Below are 14,258 nucleotides of genomic sequence, written 5' to 3' on the forward strand. Positions count from 1 at the left end.
TGTCCTATTATGCCGAGTCTACTTTGTAGTAGACTCGGTTTTTTTATACTTGTTGGAACCTTTTATGGCTGCTAAAGCTACCGTTTTTAAAGTCTCGCTGCAGATTGCAGATATGGACCGTCATTATTATGCCGATCATCAGTTTACCTTAGCCCAACATCCGTCCGAAACCGATACGCGCATGATGGTGCGTTTACTGGCATTTGCCATTAATGCATCCGAAACTTTAGTGTTTAGTAAAGGGTTATGTGTTGATGATGAAGCTGAACTTTGGGATAAAAATCTGAGTGGTGAAATCGATCTTTGGGTTGAGTTTGGTCAAGCTGATGAGAAATGGCTTAGAAAAGCCTGTGGTCGGTCAAAACACGTTATTCTTTATACTTATGGTGGCCGAAGTGTGCCTATTTGGTGGCAGCAGAACCAGCAAGCGTTTGCTCGCTACGATAATTTAACTGTGATTAATTTTCCAGAAGATGCGGTGAAACAAATGGATGTATTTGTTAATCGAAATATGGCGTTACAAGTTAGTCTTAGCGAAGGGCAAGTGTGGTTGTCGGATGCAAATAATAGCGTGTTAATAGAGCCTGAAACGTTAAAGTAGTGGTATTTACGTTATTTGGGTTGCTATCACATTTAGCTATCATACTTACGATCACAGTAAAGTGAATTTAACCTTAATTTATCAAAAATTAATTAAATTTAATCAAATGGGTCTTGTACTAATAAAATCACAGGCAGATAATCAAATCATGCAGTGAACATCACAATAAATTATAAATCATTAATAAATATGATGTTTCACGTTTCGCGATGGTTGTTGATTAAGGATGTTATTGTGAAGAAATTAGCCCTATACCCAGTAGAAAAAATTGATGAATTAACTTCACCAGAAGCCCATGAAGATATCTCAGTACTATCTTCAGCGTTAAATGTGTTTACTGATTTTAAGAAAGTGACGCCTATGGTGATAGAATCGAGCACGTCGGCGGTTAAGGTCGAGCACTTAATGCAGAAGTCGCATGTACGTCTTAAATTAGTCATAGATGATAAAGATAAGTTTATTGGCCTAATCAGCTTTGAGTCTTTACATAATCAAGAAATATTAAAACGTGTTGCAGCTGGTCATCAGCGTGAGCATTTAAGTGTTGCAGATTTTATGATCCCTAAAGAAGATCTGAAAGCGATTGATTTTGAAGATTTAAGTTATGCTCGTATTGGTGATGTTATTGAGACATTACAATCAGCAGGACAGCAACATTGTTTAGTGGTTGACCGATCTAATCATGCTATTCGTGGTGTGCTATCTGCTAATGATATTGCTCGCCGATTAAAGCTTGCTGTCGATGTGAGTACACCAAACTCATTTGCATCTATATTTGAAGTGATTGCCAATATTCAGCAGCCTGCCGTGTTGCAAACAACACAACCTCACTATTAGATTTTTAATTATTAGTCTGCTAACTGTTAAAAAGTTAATCCATCAGAAATAAAAATAGCCACATAATGTGGCTATTTTTGTAATCAACGAAATAATATTACTGGAAGCTTAAGCTCCAAGTATCAATATATCCAGTATCTTGTCTCGCATTATCAACTGCTTTTAATGTCCATACACCACTTGATTCTACACCTGCCATATTAGCCGTATAAGTTTGGGTTAGGTTATCGGTTCCACCACCAGTGTTGTTATGCAGTACAACAGTTTGACCTGTTGGGCTAACTAACTGGATTTTTAAATCACCAATATAAGTATGAATAATTCCAATAGACACTGATACCGTTCCTGAATCGCCAGTGCGGCTAACAGTAATAGGGCTAGTGATACCACTAGTGTTGTTGTCTGGAATCGTATAATTTCCGGTATTGTTGTAGCTCGCTGGGCCGCCTGTGTTGCTGCCACCAGTGCTACCAGCGGTGTAGTTAGCCACTAAATTTACACCACTAAATGCACTATAACCTTGTAGCATCACATAGTAAGTACCAGATTGAGGCGTCGCAATTGGGCAAGACTCTGCATTACCACCTTTCCATGGACGACAGTCGTAACTGCTGCTGGTAGGTGATGCGCCATACTGCACATATAAGTCAGCATCGCCAGTGCCACCACTCATAGTGAAGCTTAAGTCTGTCGCGCCTGCAGGAACGTCTAACGAGAAATATAATTCATCGTTTTTAGCGCCAGCTAGGCCCGTTTTTTCCACGCCTTTTTCAAGTATGCTGTCACCAGAGCCTGTACCTGGATCGGTTGGACCATTACATGATTCGTCTAGATAAGCCTTTGCTGCTGTTGCATTAACCATCCCGTAACCAGTTTGGTTATCACGACCGGCAACGCTTAAGTCATCTGCTGTGGCATTTAATGCCGCACGCACTTGGCTGGCGCTACACTCTGGGTGGTAACTCCACACTAATGTTGCTACGCCTGACACATGTGGTGTTGCCATTGAGGTGCCATTGTAATATTCATAATCTCGATTGCCTTGATTACTCACAGTGGCTGACTGACCCAACTTGGCTTTAAGTGCAAGCCCCGTAGCTCGATCAACAGACATCGACGGAATCAGAATTTCACTATTAGCGTCCACTAGGAAAGGATTTTGTAACCCTGGTAGTGCAGTGTTACTGTATACAATGACACCTTTGGCACCGGCTGTTTTACAGGCTTTAACCGAGTTTATTTCAGGGTAACTTGAGCCTTGGTTGCCTACACGCTCAACAAGACAGATTTTATTGGTCATGCTACCGCAATTAAAACTGGTTCCATTTACAGTACATTCCGCTAAGGTTCCTGTTGCACTTGCGTTAATTGGTGCCGAAGTGTAGCTAGTACCTGACGGGGTTAAACGGTTGTGCGGCACTACACCATTGTTAAAGTATGACTGACCGCCAATAGTTATATCGGCTAAACGACCTTCGCCAACGGTAACCGTTGATAGAATTGCCTCGCCAGGACCTGAAATTTCAACTTGGTCTGTATACTGTGAAAAAGCGGCATGATCAAGATTGCTGTCAACCGCAGCAACAGACATTACGCTATCATAAGATGCTGGGTAGCTATAACTACTGTCGCCAGCATTACCTGCAGCTGCAATTAATAGCACCCCATTGTTATAATGAGCATTTAATGCATTACGCTCAGTTGTGGTTGAACCACTGCCACCTAAACTCATTGTGACTACGTTTGCACCACCTGAAGTAACACAGGTATCAATAGCAGCGACTAAAGACGATGAGTAGCCCCATCCGGCTTCGTTAAACACTTTTACAACATGAATATTGGCATTCTGGTTAGGCATAACCCCGACCACACCTTCATTGTTCGCTATTGCGGCAATGGTACCTGCTACGTGAGTACCATGGGCATTATTATTACCTGGTTGATACCAGTTACCTGTACCTGAGTTATTGGTCCCGGTTGCATTGTTACCACTTAAATCATTGTGGCTACGGTCATAACCAGAATCAATAATACAGATAGTACGATTACCTGCTTGGCTGTCGCTTAACACGGTCGCACCAACAAAGGTTTGTCCCCAAGGTGTTGTTTCCGCAAGCAGTCTACGGGGTAAATCCTCTTCCACGTATTCAACATCTTGACGCAAACGTAATGCTTTAAGAGAGGGAGAATCGAGTTTAACTGAGTAGCTATTACTACGACCTACACGCTTCATTTCTCGTGCCTTTACGCTGTTCAAAGCTCTAAACTGGGTAAATACTTCGTTAGAACGAGGCTCGTAATCCATGCTGTTGTCGGCTTCAACATTCACATTTTGCACAGCGGCATTGCCATTAAGAGTCTGAGCAGCATTATCATTTCTGAACTTAACGATATATCGTTTAGGTAAAGGTGATTGTTGTTCAATCTGTTGATTAGTTGCAGAGAGTTGTGACGGGGTTGGTGCTGCGTTTACTTGAGTTGAAATAGCCAAAGCGAGTGCTGTCATGCTAAGCACGACCGTTGGGTTTTTATGCTTTTTCATATTATCTTCCATGTTAATCAGGGTGGGACGTAATGTCTTTTATAATTATTTTTTACAGATAAGCTATTTTGCCTATCTGTCTAAAAGGTAACCACATTTTTGCCTGGTGTAAACAAGTTGTTAATGTTTGTTGTCAAGTAACTGGTGTTATAGAACGGATTTATTTGAGTTTTTATTCACCAACCATGACTTAACATTCACTTACAACTCGAGTTGGTAGAATGTTATCTTTCGAGCGTTAATGGAGTTAACTTTATGAAAGCGCTTAACTAGAAAGTGCATAAACGGATCCGTTTTATGCTAATAAATAATTATCTAATATTAAATGTAAAGATTTTTTTACAGGAAAAATGTAGGGAGCGAAAGCGGTAAGGTTTATCGTATTGAGATGAAGAGGATGTCAATACGATAAACTATTGTATTTACTTAATAAAACCACAGTTGCAAATGTGTGGTTTTAGATTGTTAGTGAGGTTATCGTGCTGATATTAAGCTATCAAAACCACCCGCATTATAGGTATTGGTGTAACCCTGTTTAACTAATGATTCCTGTGCAATACCACTACGGTTGCCGCTGCGGCAGTAAAGAACCACTTCGGCGTCTGTATCGATATTGAGCTTTGCCAACTCTGGGACGATAATCTCAAATGGAATATTAATCGCACCGTCAATATGTCCAGCAGCAAACTCTTCAGCAGTGCGCACATCAATTAATGTGACACCGCGGTCTATTTTTTCCCAAGCAACGCTAGACTCTTGCTCTGCAGCCCAAGTAGGCATAAGCGATGCCGCTAATAAGACCAACATCGCTAAGATAGATTGAATAGACAGCAGCATAGATTTTTTAAACACGATAATTTCCTTGTTATTTATTTAAGGCTATTTCAGCTGCAGTTTTGACGCCGAACTTTTTCATTATCATCGCAGCAGGACAAAAGCCTGTAAAAGCACTCTGAAATAGATTAGCGCCGACAAATACAGTAAGCCAGACAAAATGTGGACTAACTGTTGCGGTTAACACAAGAGATAATAAAACCATAAAGCCGGCAAAGGCCATAATATTTCGTTCTAATGACATGTTTAGCTCCTTATTGGGCGATGCCCAGTGAATAATATAATTTTGTTACACATGCTTATGTTTCATTACTGAAAAATACAACACTGGAATCACCACCAAGGTTAAAATAGTTGAGATAAAAATCCCAAATATTAAACTAATGGCTAAACCGTTAAAAATAGGGTCATCAATAATAAATAATGCCCCAATTATTGCTGCTAATGCTGTCAACATAATGGGCTTTGCCCTTACCGCGCCAGAGTGGATAACCGCTTGTTCTAACGGAACGCCTGCGGCAGTTTGTTGATTAATGAAATCAACCAGCAAAATTGAGTTTCGGACAATAATGCCTGCCAGCGCTATCATGCCTATCATAGAAGGAGCCGTGAATTGAGCGCCTAATAAAGCGTGCCCAGGCATAACACCTATGATGGTTAATGGAATGGGCGCCATGATGATTAACGGCACGATATAAGATTTAAATTGACCCACAACAAGTAAGTAAATAGCAATCATACCAACGGCATAAGCAATGCCCATATCGCGGAAGGTTTCATATGTTATTTTCCATTCACCATCCCATAGAATCGACACGTCGGTTAATCCATCAGGTTGATTAACCAAATTTTGTTGAATTAGATAACTAGTGTCACCTTTTTCATTTTGCTGATTAATCTGGCTGACCATATCGAACATGCCATAAAGTGGGCTACCCGTTGGCCCTGCCATATCGGCAATAACCATTATCATAGGCACCATATTTTTATGGATAATGGGTGCATTAATCACTTGTTGTTGCACCTTAACTAATTCAGTTAGCGGTACTGTTTCACCTGATTGAGTCGGTAGGCGTAATAACAAGACTTGCTTTAGATCTACTTTAGCGGCTTCATCAAGCTGTAATCTAATCGGCGTGGGATGAGCTAACTGTGCTTGATGCAAGTAACTGACATCCTTACCATCAACAGCAGTGCTGATCGTATCCACAATACTGGCGTAAGAAACACCCATTAAGCTGGCTTTATTTCGATCAATGATCACTTGCCACTTTTGTTGTTGCGCTGGCAAATATATATCCATATCAACGACGTATTCGGTATCTCTGAAACGTTGCAATAAGTCATTGGCTGCTTGTTCACGTAATTCGGTGTTAGGCGCATAAACCTCAGCAACTATAGGCGACCAAACCGGTGGCCCTGGTGGTACCTCAACAATTTTGATATTGGCTTGATAACGTAGACCAATTTTTTGCAACGGCTCGCGTACAGATGATGCAATGGTATGACTGTCGCGGTCTCGATGTTTTTTATCCACTAGATTGACCTGAATTTCACCGAGTTCTTGGCTGCTGCGTAAAAAATAATGTCGTACTAAGCCATTAAAATTCATAGGTGCATGGGTGCCCGCGTACAACTGTAAATGCTCAACTTCTTCCACACTGCTGAGATATTGACTGAGATCTTGTAATACTCTTTGAGTTTGTTCCACAGGGGTGCCTTCAGGCATATCAACCATTACCTGAAACTCAGACTTATTATCAAAAGGCAGCATTTTTAGTACTACAGCTTGCATTACAGGTAAGGCGATAGCGAAGGCAATCAATAATACGATCCCTAAAGCCAAGCCTTTTCGCGCTTTTGGCGCATGTTCGCCGAGTAAAAAAGGACTCATTATTCGCGTAAATAGACGCGTTAATCGATTGTCTTCTTCTACTGGGATACTTGTGTCAGGCGCTTTATTGTTTGAACTATGTATCTTTTTGTGAGGTTTTAACAATATGCGGCTTAACCATGGGGTCATAATAAACGCGATTAATAGCGAAATAATCATTCCCATACTGGCATTAATCGGAATTGGGCTCATGTATGGACCCATTAGTCCAGATACGAACGCCATTGGCAATAGGGCGGCGATAACGGTGAAGGTAGCTAATATCGTTGGCCCACCGACTTCATCAACGGCATGAGGGATGAGCTCGCTTATGGGTTTATCACTCATTGCCATATGCCGATGAATATTCTCTACCACCACGATGGCATCATCGACCAAGATACCAATGGAGAATATAAGTGCGAACAATGAAATTCGGTTTAGAGTGAATCCCCATGCCCAAGATGCAAATAAGGTTATGGCGAGAGTAATGATAATGGCTACACCAACGACGGCAGACTCACGAAGTCCCATGGTGAAAAATACCAGTAGTACTACCGCAGATGTGGCAAAAATCAATTTGAAAATAAGCGTATTAGATTTATCTCCAGCGGTTTTACCGTAGTTGCGAGAGATAGCGACATTGACATTATTGGGAATTAATACGTTATCGACAGCATCGATTTTAGCTAATACGGCATCTGCAATGTCGACGGCATTTTGCCCCGCCTGTTTACCAATCGCGATGGTTATAGCCGGGTAAGTCCCCTTATCTGTTACGTGCCAAACATGTTGTTTAGGAATATCACTTTTAAGGCTCACATCGGCGACATCAGATAAATAAACTGCACGAGGAAATGGACTTTTCTCCGTTATAGATTCGGGTTGACTAACTTTAATCAGCAGATTATTAACATCATCTGGCGTGCGTAAAAACTGCCCCGCTTGCAGTTTTATTTCTTGATTAAACTGTGTCATAGAGCCGACTGTAGACAGTTGGTTATTATCTTGTAATGTGGCACTAATATCGTTGAACGTTACGCCGAAACTGTTCATCTTGACAGGATCAATACGCACATTTAACACCATCTCGTGGCCACCTTGGCTATAAATCTCTCGAGTACCCGGTATCCGTTTTAGCTCTGTTTCTAGGCCCGATGCGACCAAGGTAAGCTGCTCTGCAGTGATGTTTGGATCTTGAGACCAGAGCGTTAACCCCACTATAGGTACGTCGTCAATACCTCTAGGTTTGATTAACGGCTCACCAATGCCTGCTGCATGGTTAAACTTATCGCTGTTTGAATACAGTTGATTGTACAAATTAACCACAGCTTCATCTCGTGGAACGCCGACGTCAAAAATAGCGATAATGAGCGCGCCATCGGGCTGGGAAAATGAGTACAGGGTATCAATGCCTTTTATTTGAGAAATTATCCGTTCTGCAGGTAAGGTGACCTGATTTTCAACCTCCGTCGGTGTGGCTCCAGGGTAGGGGATAAACACATCAGCAAAAGTCACATCAATTTGAGGTTCTTCTTCTTTGGGGGTAATAATCACCGCAAAAAGGCCGAGTAATAAACCTAGAATAGCCAGTAATGGGGTAATGGCACTGTGTTGAAATGCTTTTGCTATTGAGCCTGAAAGGCCAAGTTTTATCGATTCATTAGGTGTTGTCATCAGGTTTACTCCTGACCTTTCGCTGCTGAGGACATAATTAAATATCGTCCAGCATCGATAACAATTTCATCGCCTTCCATTAACCCTGATAATACTTCAGCAGTATTATTCTGATGGTCTACTCGGCCGATACGCACTTGGTTAAGCACAATCTTGTCTGAATGTTTACGATACACTGACGTTAAGTCACTGACTTGATGTATGGCCGATAATGGGATCATTAAACTCGTTCGACTAGGGAAGTTAACGACTACCTTAATCCACTGACCTACAATGACGTCTTCCATGTTACTGGCATCAATATTGACTCTGACTTGATGCTGATGAGTTAACGGATCGGCAAATTGATAGACGTTAATATCATTTGAAATGATTTCATCGCCGTTGAACAATTGAACACTCACTTGCTCCTGTTGTTGCACCTGAGCAACGTCTTGCTGTGGAATTTGAAATACAGCTCTAAGGTGTTGAGTATCGTAGCCAGAGAACAACGCTTGGCCGTAAGATATGGTTTCACCTTGTTCGATAAATCGATGGGTCATTCGGCCACTAAAAGGCGCACTCACGACAGTGTAATTTAAACTCTCTTTGGCCTTTATTAACTGTGCTTGAGCAGCACTGACTGCTTGTTTGCTGGATTTTGCTTTGGCAGTGGCTTCATCCATGGCACCTTTTGATATGGCGCCCTTGGGAAACAATGTTTTATAACGAAGATATTGTGCTTGGGCCTCACTGTTTAGCGCTTCTGCTTTAGCGAGATCCGCTTCTGCCCCCGCGTATCCTGCGCCTTGCTCTTTATTGGTAATTTCTAATAATGCAGCGCCTTGTGGGACGAGATCATTCACATCAAAATGAATATTAATAATCCGCCCTGAGGTTTGTGCAGAAATCGTTGCCGCTTTAATTGCTTCAATTTTTGCATCATAAATACGGGGTTGATATTGTTCTGAATACTCTAGCTTTAATGTAGCAACATCAGAGGCTTGCACTGTATAGGATACTATTGTGGCTAGTATCGTTGTTGCGAGAATTGTGCCGAGGAATAAATTATTAGATAAGCGAGACATAGTGATAGCCTAATGTGAAGTCTATAAGAAAATTCTAATGGACTTTGCACCGTTAAGCAACCGATATATTGTAAAATCGTATAGATTAGAACCCTATGATATAAATGGCATAAAAAAACCGCCAATTAACAATAAAAGGCGGCTTGGTTGGAAACTTCTAGCCCGTGGTGAGCGGACTAAAAAAGGGTAAATACTGCTAATTAAAAACTGTAGTTATATTGTACTGAGTAGTAAACCGCATTTGAACGCGTTTGTGCTGAAATCTCACTGTTGTAGCCAGGCACTTGAGCAAGAAGGTTACTATTTTCTAGTACAGTAACATCTTCTCCGCGTACAAAAGCGATACCTAAATCAACGCTTGATTTTGCATTTAAATCGTAACTCACACCCGCGGTGTACCAAGTGCGATCAGAATCAGGTATTGATAATGATGAATGCTGATTAACTACGCCCTGATCGGTTGCGACACCTGCGCGTAAAGTCCAGTCTTGAGTGAGGTTATAAGTCGCGCCTAGGCTTAAGAACCACGAATCTTTCCAGTGGTATTCTTTTAAATCTGCTTGGTCGACACCATTGGCACCATCTTTAACCACGATTTTGTCGAATGCACTCCAATTAGTCCACTGTGCAGTGTAATGCACGGCAAATTTATCCGTTAGCTGGTGGAAACCGGCAAACTGAGCAATATCAGCGATAGGAATATCAATTTCATTGTATTCAGTGTAAAGATAATTTACATCACCTTTGGCGGTAAGTTTTGGGCTAATACGATAACTTAAACCAAATCGATTATCTGGATTAACTTCATACACAACACCAACAATCCCACCTAATGCCCAACCATCTGCATCGACATCGACTAGACTGCCAATCTGTGGGTTTTCGCTAGTACGAGTTAAGGTTCCGCTGCCGTAAACGGCATCAACACCAAAACCAAAACTGAACTCATCATTAATGCGATAAGACATACTGGTGTTGAAGTTAATAGTAACCACTTCTGTATTACCGAGTAAGTCTACTGGAGGTGGCAGTGGTACTGCATTGCCGCTAATGGTAGGGGTTCTGTTTGCCAAGTCACCTAAATCGGTGCCAGTGCCGTAGTTACTGAATACCGCAACGCCAAACGCCATTTTGTCATTAATTGGATTGATGTAATAAAAATTGGGGATAACTTTTGCTTCTGCTGCATTATGCTCACTACCAAAAGCAACGTCTTGTCCGGCAAAACTGCCTTGTGCATCAGATACTGATACATCAATGTCTGCATAAACAACACCTAAAGATAGCGCTGTTTCATCAAAAAGAGCCATGGCTGCAGGATTACGAGATAGAACCGATGCGTTGTCAGCAATAACGGCATCACCCGCCATTGCACGACCAATACCAGTAGCAGATTGGCTGTTTAACTGAAAACCAGCAGCGGACGCTTGTGCACTGAGTAGGCCTACCGCGGTAGCAATGAGGGTCTTGTGGAATTTATTCATTATTATGTCCCATTTATTATTACCGTTTTGCACAAAGTTTATTCACTTCAAGCATTTGACGGTCAAAATTTTAGGCATATTAGGTAAGTGTGACTAATGTAACAACTCCGACCAGATGTTAGTTGTTGTTAATATTAAGTTAATTCTGGTTTTTAATGGTGAAGTAGGTGTTTGATAGCATGGCAGTATATGTAAATTTATCAGCAGTTTTAGACAACCATTACTGTGCAGTTAGTTTAAGTTAAAGTTTATTCATAGTGGATTTTAGAGACTAATCAGATGAGATTCATCGAAGCTTGTTAGGTCATTCGTTGGTATTGACACTCGATTATAAGATTAGTAGCTCAACCTCTGCAATTACAGCGGTTGAGCTATTAAAATGACTAATACAGCCTTTTATTGGAGTTTATTGTGTTTTTAAAGATTCACGAAAATCGGCAAAGTCGGCGATAGTTTTCGATGTTGGTGGTGACATTTTACTGACGATTACCCCCACTAACATTGCGAAAATAAATCCAGGGACGATTTCATACAACTCAAAAATACCGCCAGTCAGTTGTTTCCACACGACAACGGTAAGAGCACCTACTAGAATGGTTGATATCGCACCATTACGGCTATAACCTTGCCAAAAGAGTGATAATAACACCACGGGACCAAATGCAGCTCCAAACCCAGCCCATGCATAACTGACGAGTCCTAATACGCTGCTTTCAGGATTAAGTGCGACAACGCCGGCTACTAATGCAATGGCAATAACGCCAATACGGCCTACTAACATTAACTCTTTACTGCTGGCTTGTGGACGTAACCATTTAAGGTAAAAGTCTTCTGTGATGACACTAGAGCAAACCAGTAATTGTGAGTCAATAGTACTCATAATGGCAGACAAAATAGCGGCAATCAGCAAGCCGCCAATCCATGGATTAAAAGCGGCATGGGCTAAATGAATAAATACTGTTTCTGAGTTCTCAAGTGGCTCTGCAGCAAAATAAAGACTACCGGCAATACCCGTTGCTAAGGCACCAACTAACGACACTAACATCCAGCTCATGGCGATACGACGAGATAACACTAAATCTTTTGGACTGCCGATAGCCATAAAACGAGATAAAATATGCGGTTGGCCGAAATAACCTAATCCCCACGCCAATAGCGACACGAGTCCAATGACGGTGGTGTTTTCGTTAATAAACGACAACATAGCAGGATCGATTTGTTCAAAACTTGCTTGAGTATCGGGTTGGCTGAAAATTGCAATGGGTACAATTAATAATGCAATTAACATTAAGCAGCCTTGAAAGAAGTCAGTCCAGCTGACGGCAAAAAATCCACCTACGAAAGTATAAGACACAATGATGAATGAACCGATCAGTAAGGCGAGGTTATAATCGAGGCCGAATACTTTTTCAAATAATATCGCACCGCCCACCATGCCTGAAGAAGCATAGAAAGTGAAAAAGATCAGGATCGTTAATGCCGAAACCAATTTCAATAGTCCATGAGAGTCATTAAAACGGTTTTCAAAAAAATCGGGTAACGTCAAAGAATTATTGGCAACTTGGGTATAAATTCGCAGTCGTTTTGCAACAAATAGCCAATTAAGCCACGCACCAAACACTAACCCAAATCCAATCCAGGCTTCACCTAAACCACTTAAATACACCGCGCCAGGTAAGCCTAATAACAACCAACCAGACATATCTGATGCGCCAACACTTAACGCTGTTACTGCGGGCCCCATTTTGCGACCACCGAGAATGTAATCATCAACAGTGTCTGTTTTACGATAAGCCCAGTAACCGATACCCATCATTAAGGCAAGATATCCGATAAAGGTAATGATGATTGGTGTTTGAATTTCCATATTGCTTCCAGGTGATTATTTTTATGGTCGACATGCTAGCAGAAGTTTGATCTAGTTCACACTTTGATTTTTTAATATGAAAAAAAATCCGCTATTCCAATGAAGTAGCGGATTTTAAATCATTAATTTATAAATTAAATAAAGGTGTTTTCAACTTCTTTTTTGACAAACTCAAGGTCAGAAGCGGGCTCACCCACTAACACCATATAGGCGTCGGCTGTTTGAAAACTTTGGCCTTTGTATTGATTGTCTGCAAATGCTTCTTCTAACACAATACGACTTTCGACGGGCACAATAAACAAAGTGACTTTGTTTCCGTTCTCGTCAGCCATCACTAAATGCAATGATTTAACACCTTGGAAGTCGCAATAAGAGGTGTAAAAAACACGGCCTGGTTGTTGGATAAATTTCGAATCACTTAATCCTTCTAAACTGGCTAGTTTAAAGTTTACGTCATTAAAACCAATATCCTGTTCCATCACTAATGCTTTGGTTTCATGATGAACATGAGCCAACGAGTTTTCCCCTAAGTTTACTGGCGTGAAGCGTAATAAACTAAAGCTAACTCCCACAATAAAGGCAACTGAAGCAGCCATTGCCATTAAGTAACGGGTCTGTTTTTTGTTTTTTTGATGCTGACTCAATTGCTGTCGTAAAATTAACTTATCAGCAAGCCCATCAGGCACGCTAATATTGAGTGCTTGAGTGAGTCTATGATCAAATGCTTGTAGATCTTTGACAAATTTAGCATCGTCTTCATTTTCAGCTAAATGAGCTAAAAAATCGTCGGCTTGATTATTGGGGTCACCGTATGCATGGCGACGAAACTGTAGATCATCCATTTGATTGACCTCTTACCTCTGGTGCTTCGAGAGCGTCTTTTAACTGGTTTCTGGCTCTAAATAAACGGGTCATTACCGTATTTCGATTGAGTTCTAGCATGGTGGCAATCTCTTCACCACTAAACCCGCCAATCAGCTGCAATAACAACGGCTCTCGATATTCGATATCGAGTTTACCTATTTGACGACGTAACCAATACTGCTCGGTATCTTCTTCATGACTTGTCGATAGTACATCTTCAAGTAAATCTTGTTCTACGTCGCTGTAGTCAAATTGTTTACGCTCAAAACGTCTGGCATTTTCCCGTCTTAAAATGGTAATTAGCCAGGCTTTAGCCGCTTTTTCGTCATTTAATGAGTCCAAAGAACGCCACGCCCTTAAGAACGTTTCTTGAGTAATATCTTCAGCAACATGTTTATCACCACACAACCAAAAGGCGTAGCGAAATATGTCGGTGTGAAGAGCCCTGACAAGGCTATCGTATCGTCGTTGTTTTGTTAGCATCTCAGATAAGACCGCAGGTTCGGACTTTTTCTTTCGCAATGAATCAAACATTTTTTAACTTTTTTGAGTTAATAATATGTAACAGCTTAAAAAGGAGGAGGATTAATAGCAAGCTAAATAGCAGCATCT

General features: G+C 41.1%; 11 protein-coding genes. 2 read left to right on the forward strand and 9 right to left on the reverse strand.

Going from position 1 to position 14,258, the window contains the following annotated elements:
- Positions 1-64 precede the first annotated feature (64 nt).
- Both CXF88_RS09190 and CXF88_RS09195 read left to right on the forward strand, forming a co-directional pair.
- Entirely contained in the window at positions 65-601 is a 537-nt protein-coding gene (locus CXF88_RS09190) for a YaeQ family protein (protein ID WP_101086577.1), read from the forward strand.
- A gap of 234 nt (positions 602-835) precedes the next feature.
- The gene (locus CXF88_RS09195) at positions 836-1,438 is read left to right on the forward strand and encodes a CBS domain-containing protein (RefSeq protein WP_242445127.1); all 603 of its coding nucleotides are present in this window, start codon (positions 836-838) and stop codon (positions 1,436-1,438) included.
- 97 nt (positions 1,439-1,535) lie between these two features.
- Here the strand turns inward: CXF88_RS09195 and CXF88_RS09200 are convergent, their stop codons facing one another.
- The 9 genes from CXF88_RS09200 to CXF88_RS09240 form a co-directional block, all read right to left on the reverse strand.
- A complete protein-coding gene (locus CXF88_RS09200) occupies positions 1,536-3,980 on the reverse strand; it encodes a S8 family serine peptidase (RefSeq protein ID WP_101086579.1) in 2,445 nt (814 codons plus the stop codon).
- Between the two features lie 474 nt (positions 3,981-4,454).
- Positions 4,455-4,832: a rhodanese-like domain-containing protein gene (locus CXF88_RS09205; RefSeq protein ID WP_101086580.1), complete on the reverse strand. Its 378-nt coding sequence runs from the start codon at positions 4,830-4,832 to the stop codon at positions 4,455-4,457.
- Positions 4,833-4,845: 13 nt separating this feature from the next.
- Positions 4,846-5,058 (reverse strand): DUF2892 domain-containing protein, encoded by a 213-nt coding sequence (locus CXF88_RS09210; RefSeq protein WP_101086581.1) that lies wholly within the window; start codon positions 5,056-5,058, stop codon positions 4,846-4,848.
- A gap of 45 nt (positions 5,059-5,103) precedes the next feature.
- On the reverse strand, positions 5,104-8,364 hold the full coding sequence (locus tag CXF88_RS09215; protein ID WP_101086582.1) for an efflux RND transporter permease subunit: 3,261 nt from the start codon (positions 8,362-8,364) through the stop codon (positions 5,104-5,106).
- A 5-nt stretch (positions 8,365-8,369) separates the two neighbouring features.
- Complete coding sequence (locus CXF88_RS09220; protein WP_101086583.1) at positions 8,370-9,431, reverse strand: efflux RND transporter periplasmic adaptor subunit; 1,062 nt, start codon at positions 9,429-9,431, stop codon at positions 8,370-8,372.
- A 200-nt stretch (positions 9,432-9,631) separates the two neighbouring features.
- Positions 9,632-10,915 (reverse strand): outer membrane protein transport protein, encoded by a 1,284-nt coding sequence (locus tag CXF88_RS09225; protein WP_101086584.1) that lies wholly within the window; start codon positions 10,913-10,915, stop codon positions 9,632-9,634.
- Between the two features lie 406 nt (positions 10,916-11,321).
- Entirely contained in the window at positions 11,322-12,782 is a 1,461-nt protein-coding gene (gene putP / locus CXF88_RS09230; RefSeq protein ID WP_101086585.1) for a sodium/proline symporter PutP, read from the reverse strand.
- A gap of 134 nt (positions 12,783-12,916) precedes the next feature.
- Complete coding sequence (locus CXF88_RS09235; RefSeq protein WP_101086586.1) at positions 12,917-13,624, reverse strand: DUF3379 domain-containing protein; 708 nt, start codon at positions 13,622-13,624, stop codon at positions 12,917-12,919.
- Complete coding sequence (locus CXF88_RS09240; protein ID WP_011638133.1) at positions 13,617-14,180, reverse strand: sigma-70 family RNA polymerase sigma factor; 564 nt, start codon at positions 14,178-14,180, stop codon at positions 13,617-13,619. The genes CXF88_RS09235 and CXF88_RS09240 overlap by 8 nt, the downstream gene beginning before the upstream one ends.
- Between the last annotated feature and the right edge of the window lie 78 nt (positions 14,181-14,258).

Source organism: Shewanella sp. ALD9, assembly GCF_002836315.1.
Classification (GTDB): Bacteria; Pseudomonadota; Gammaproteobacteria; order Enterobacterales; family Shewanellaceae; genus Shewanella.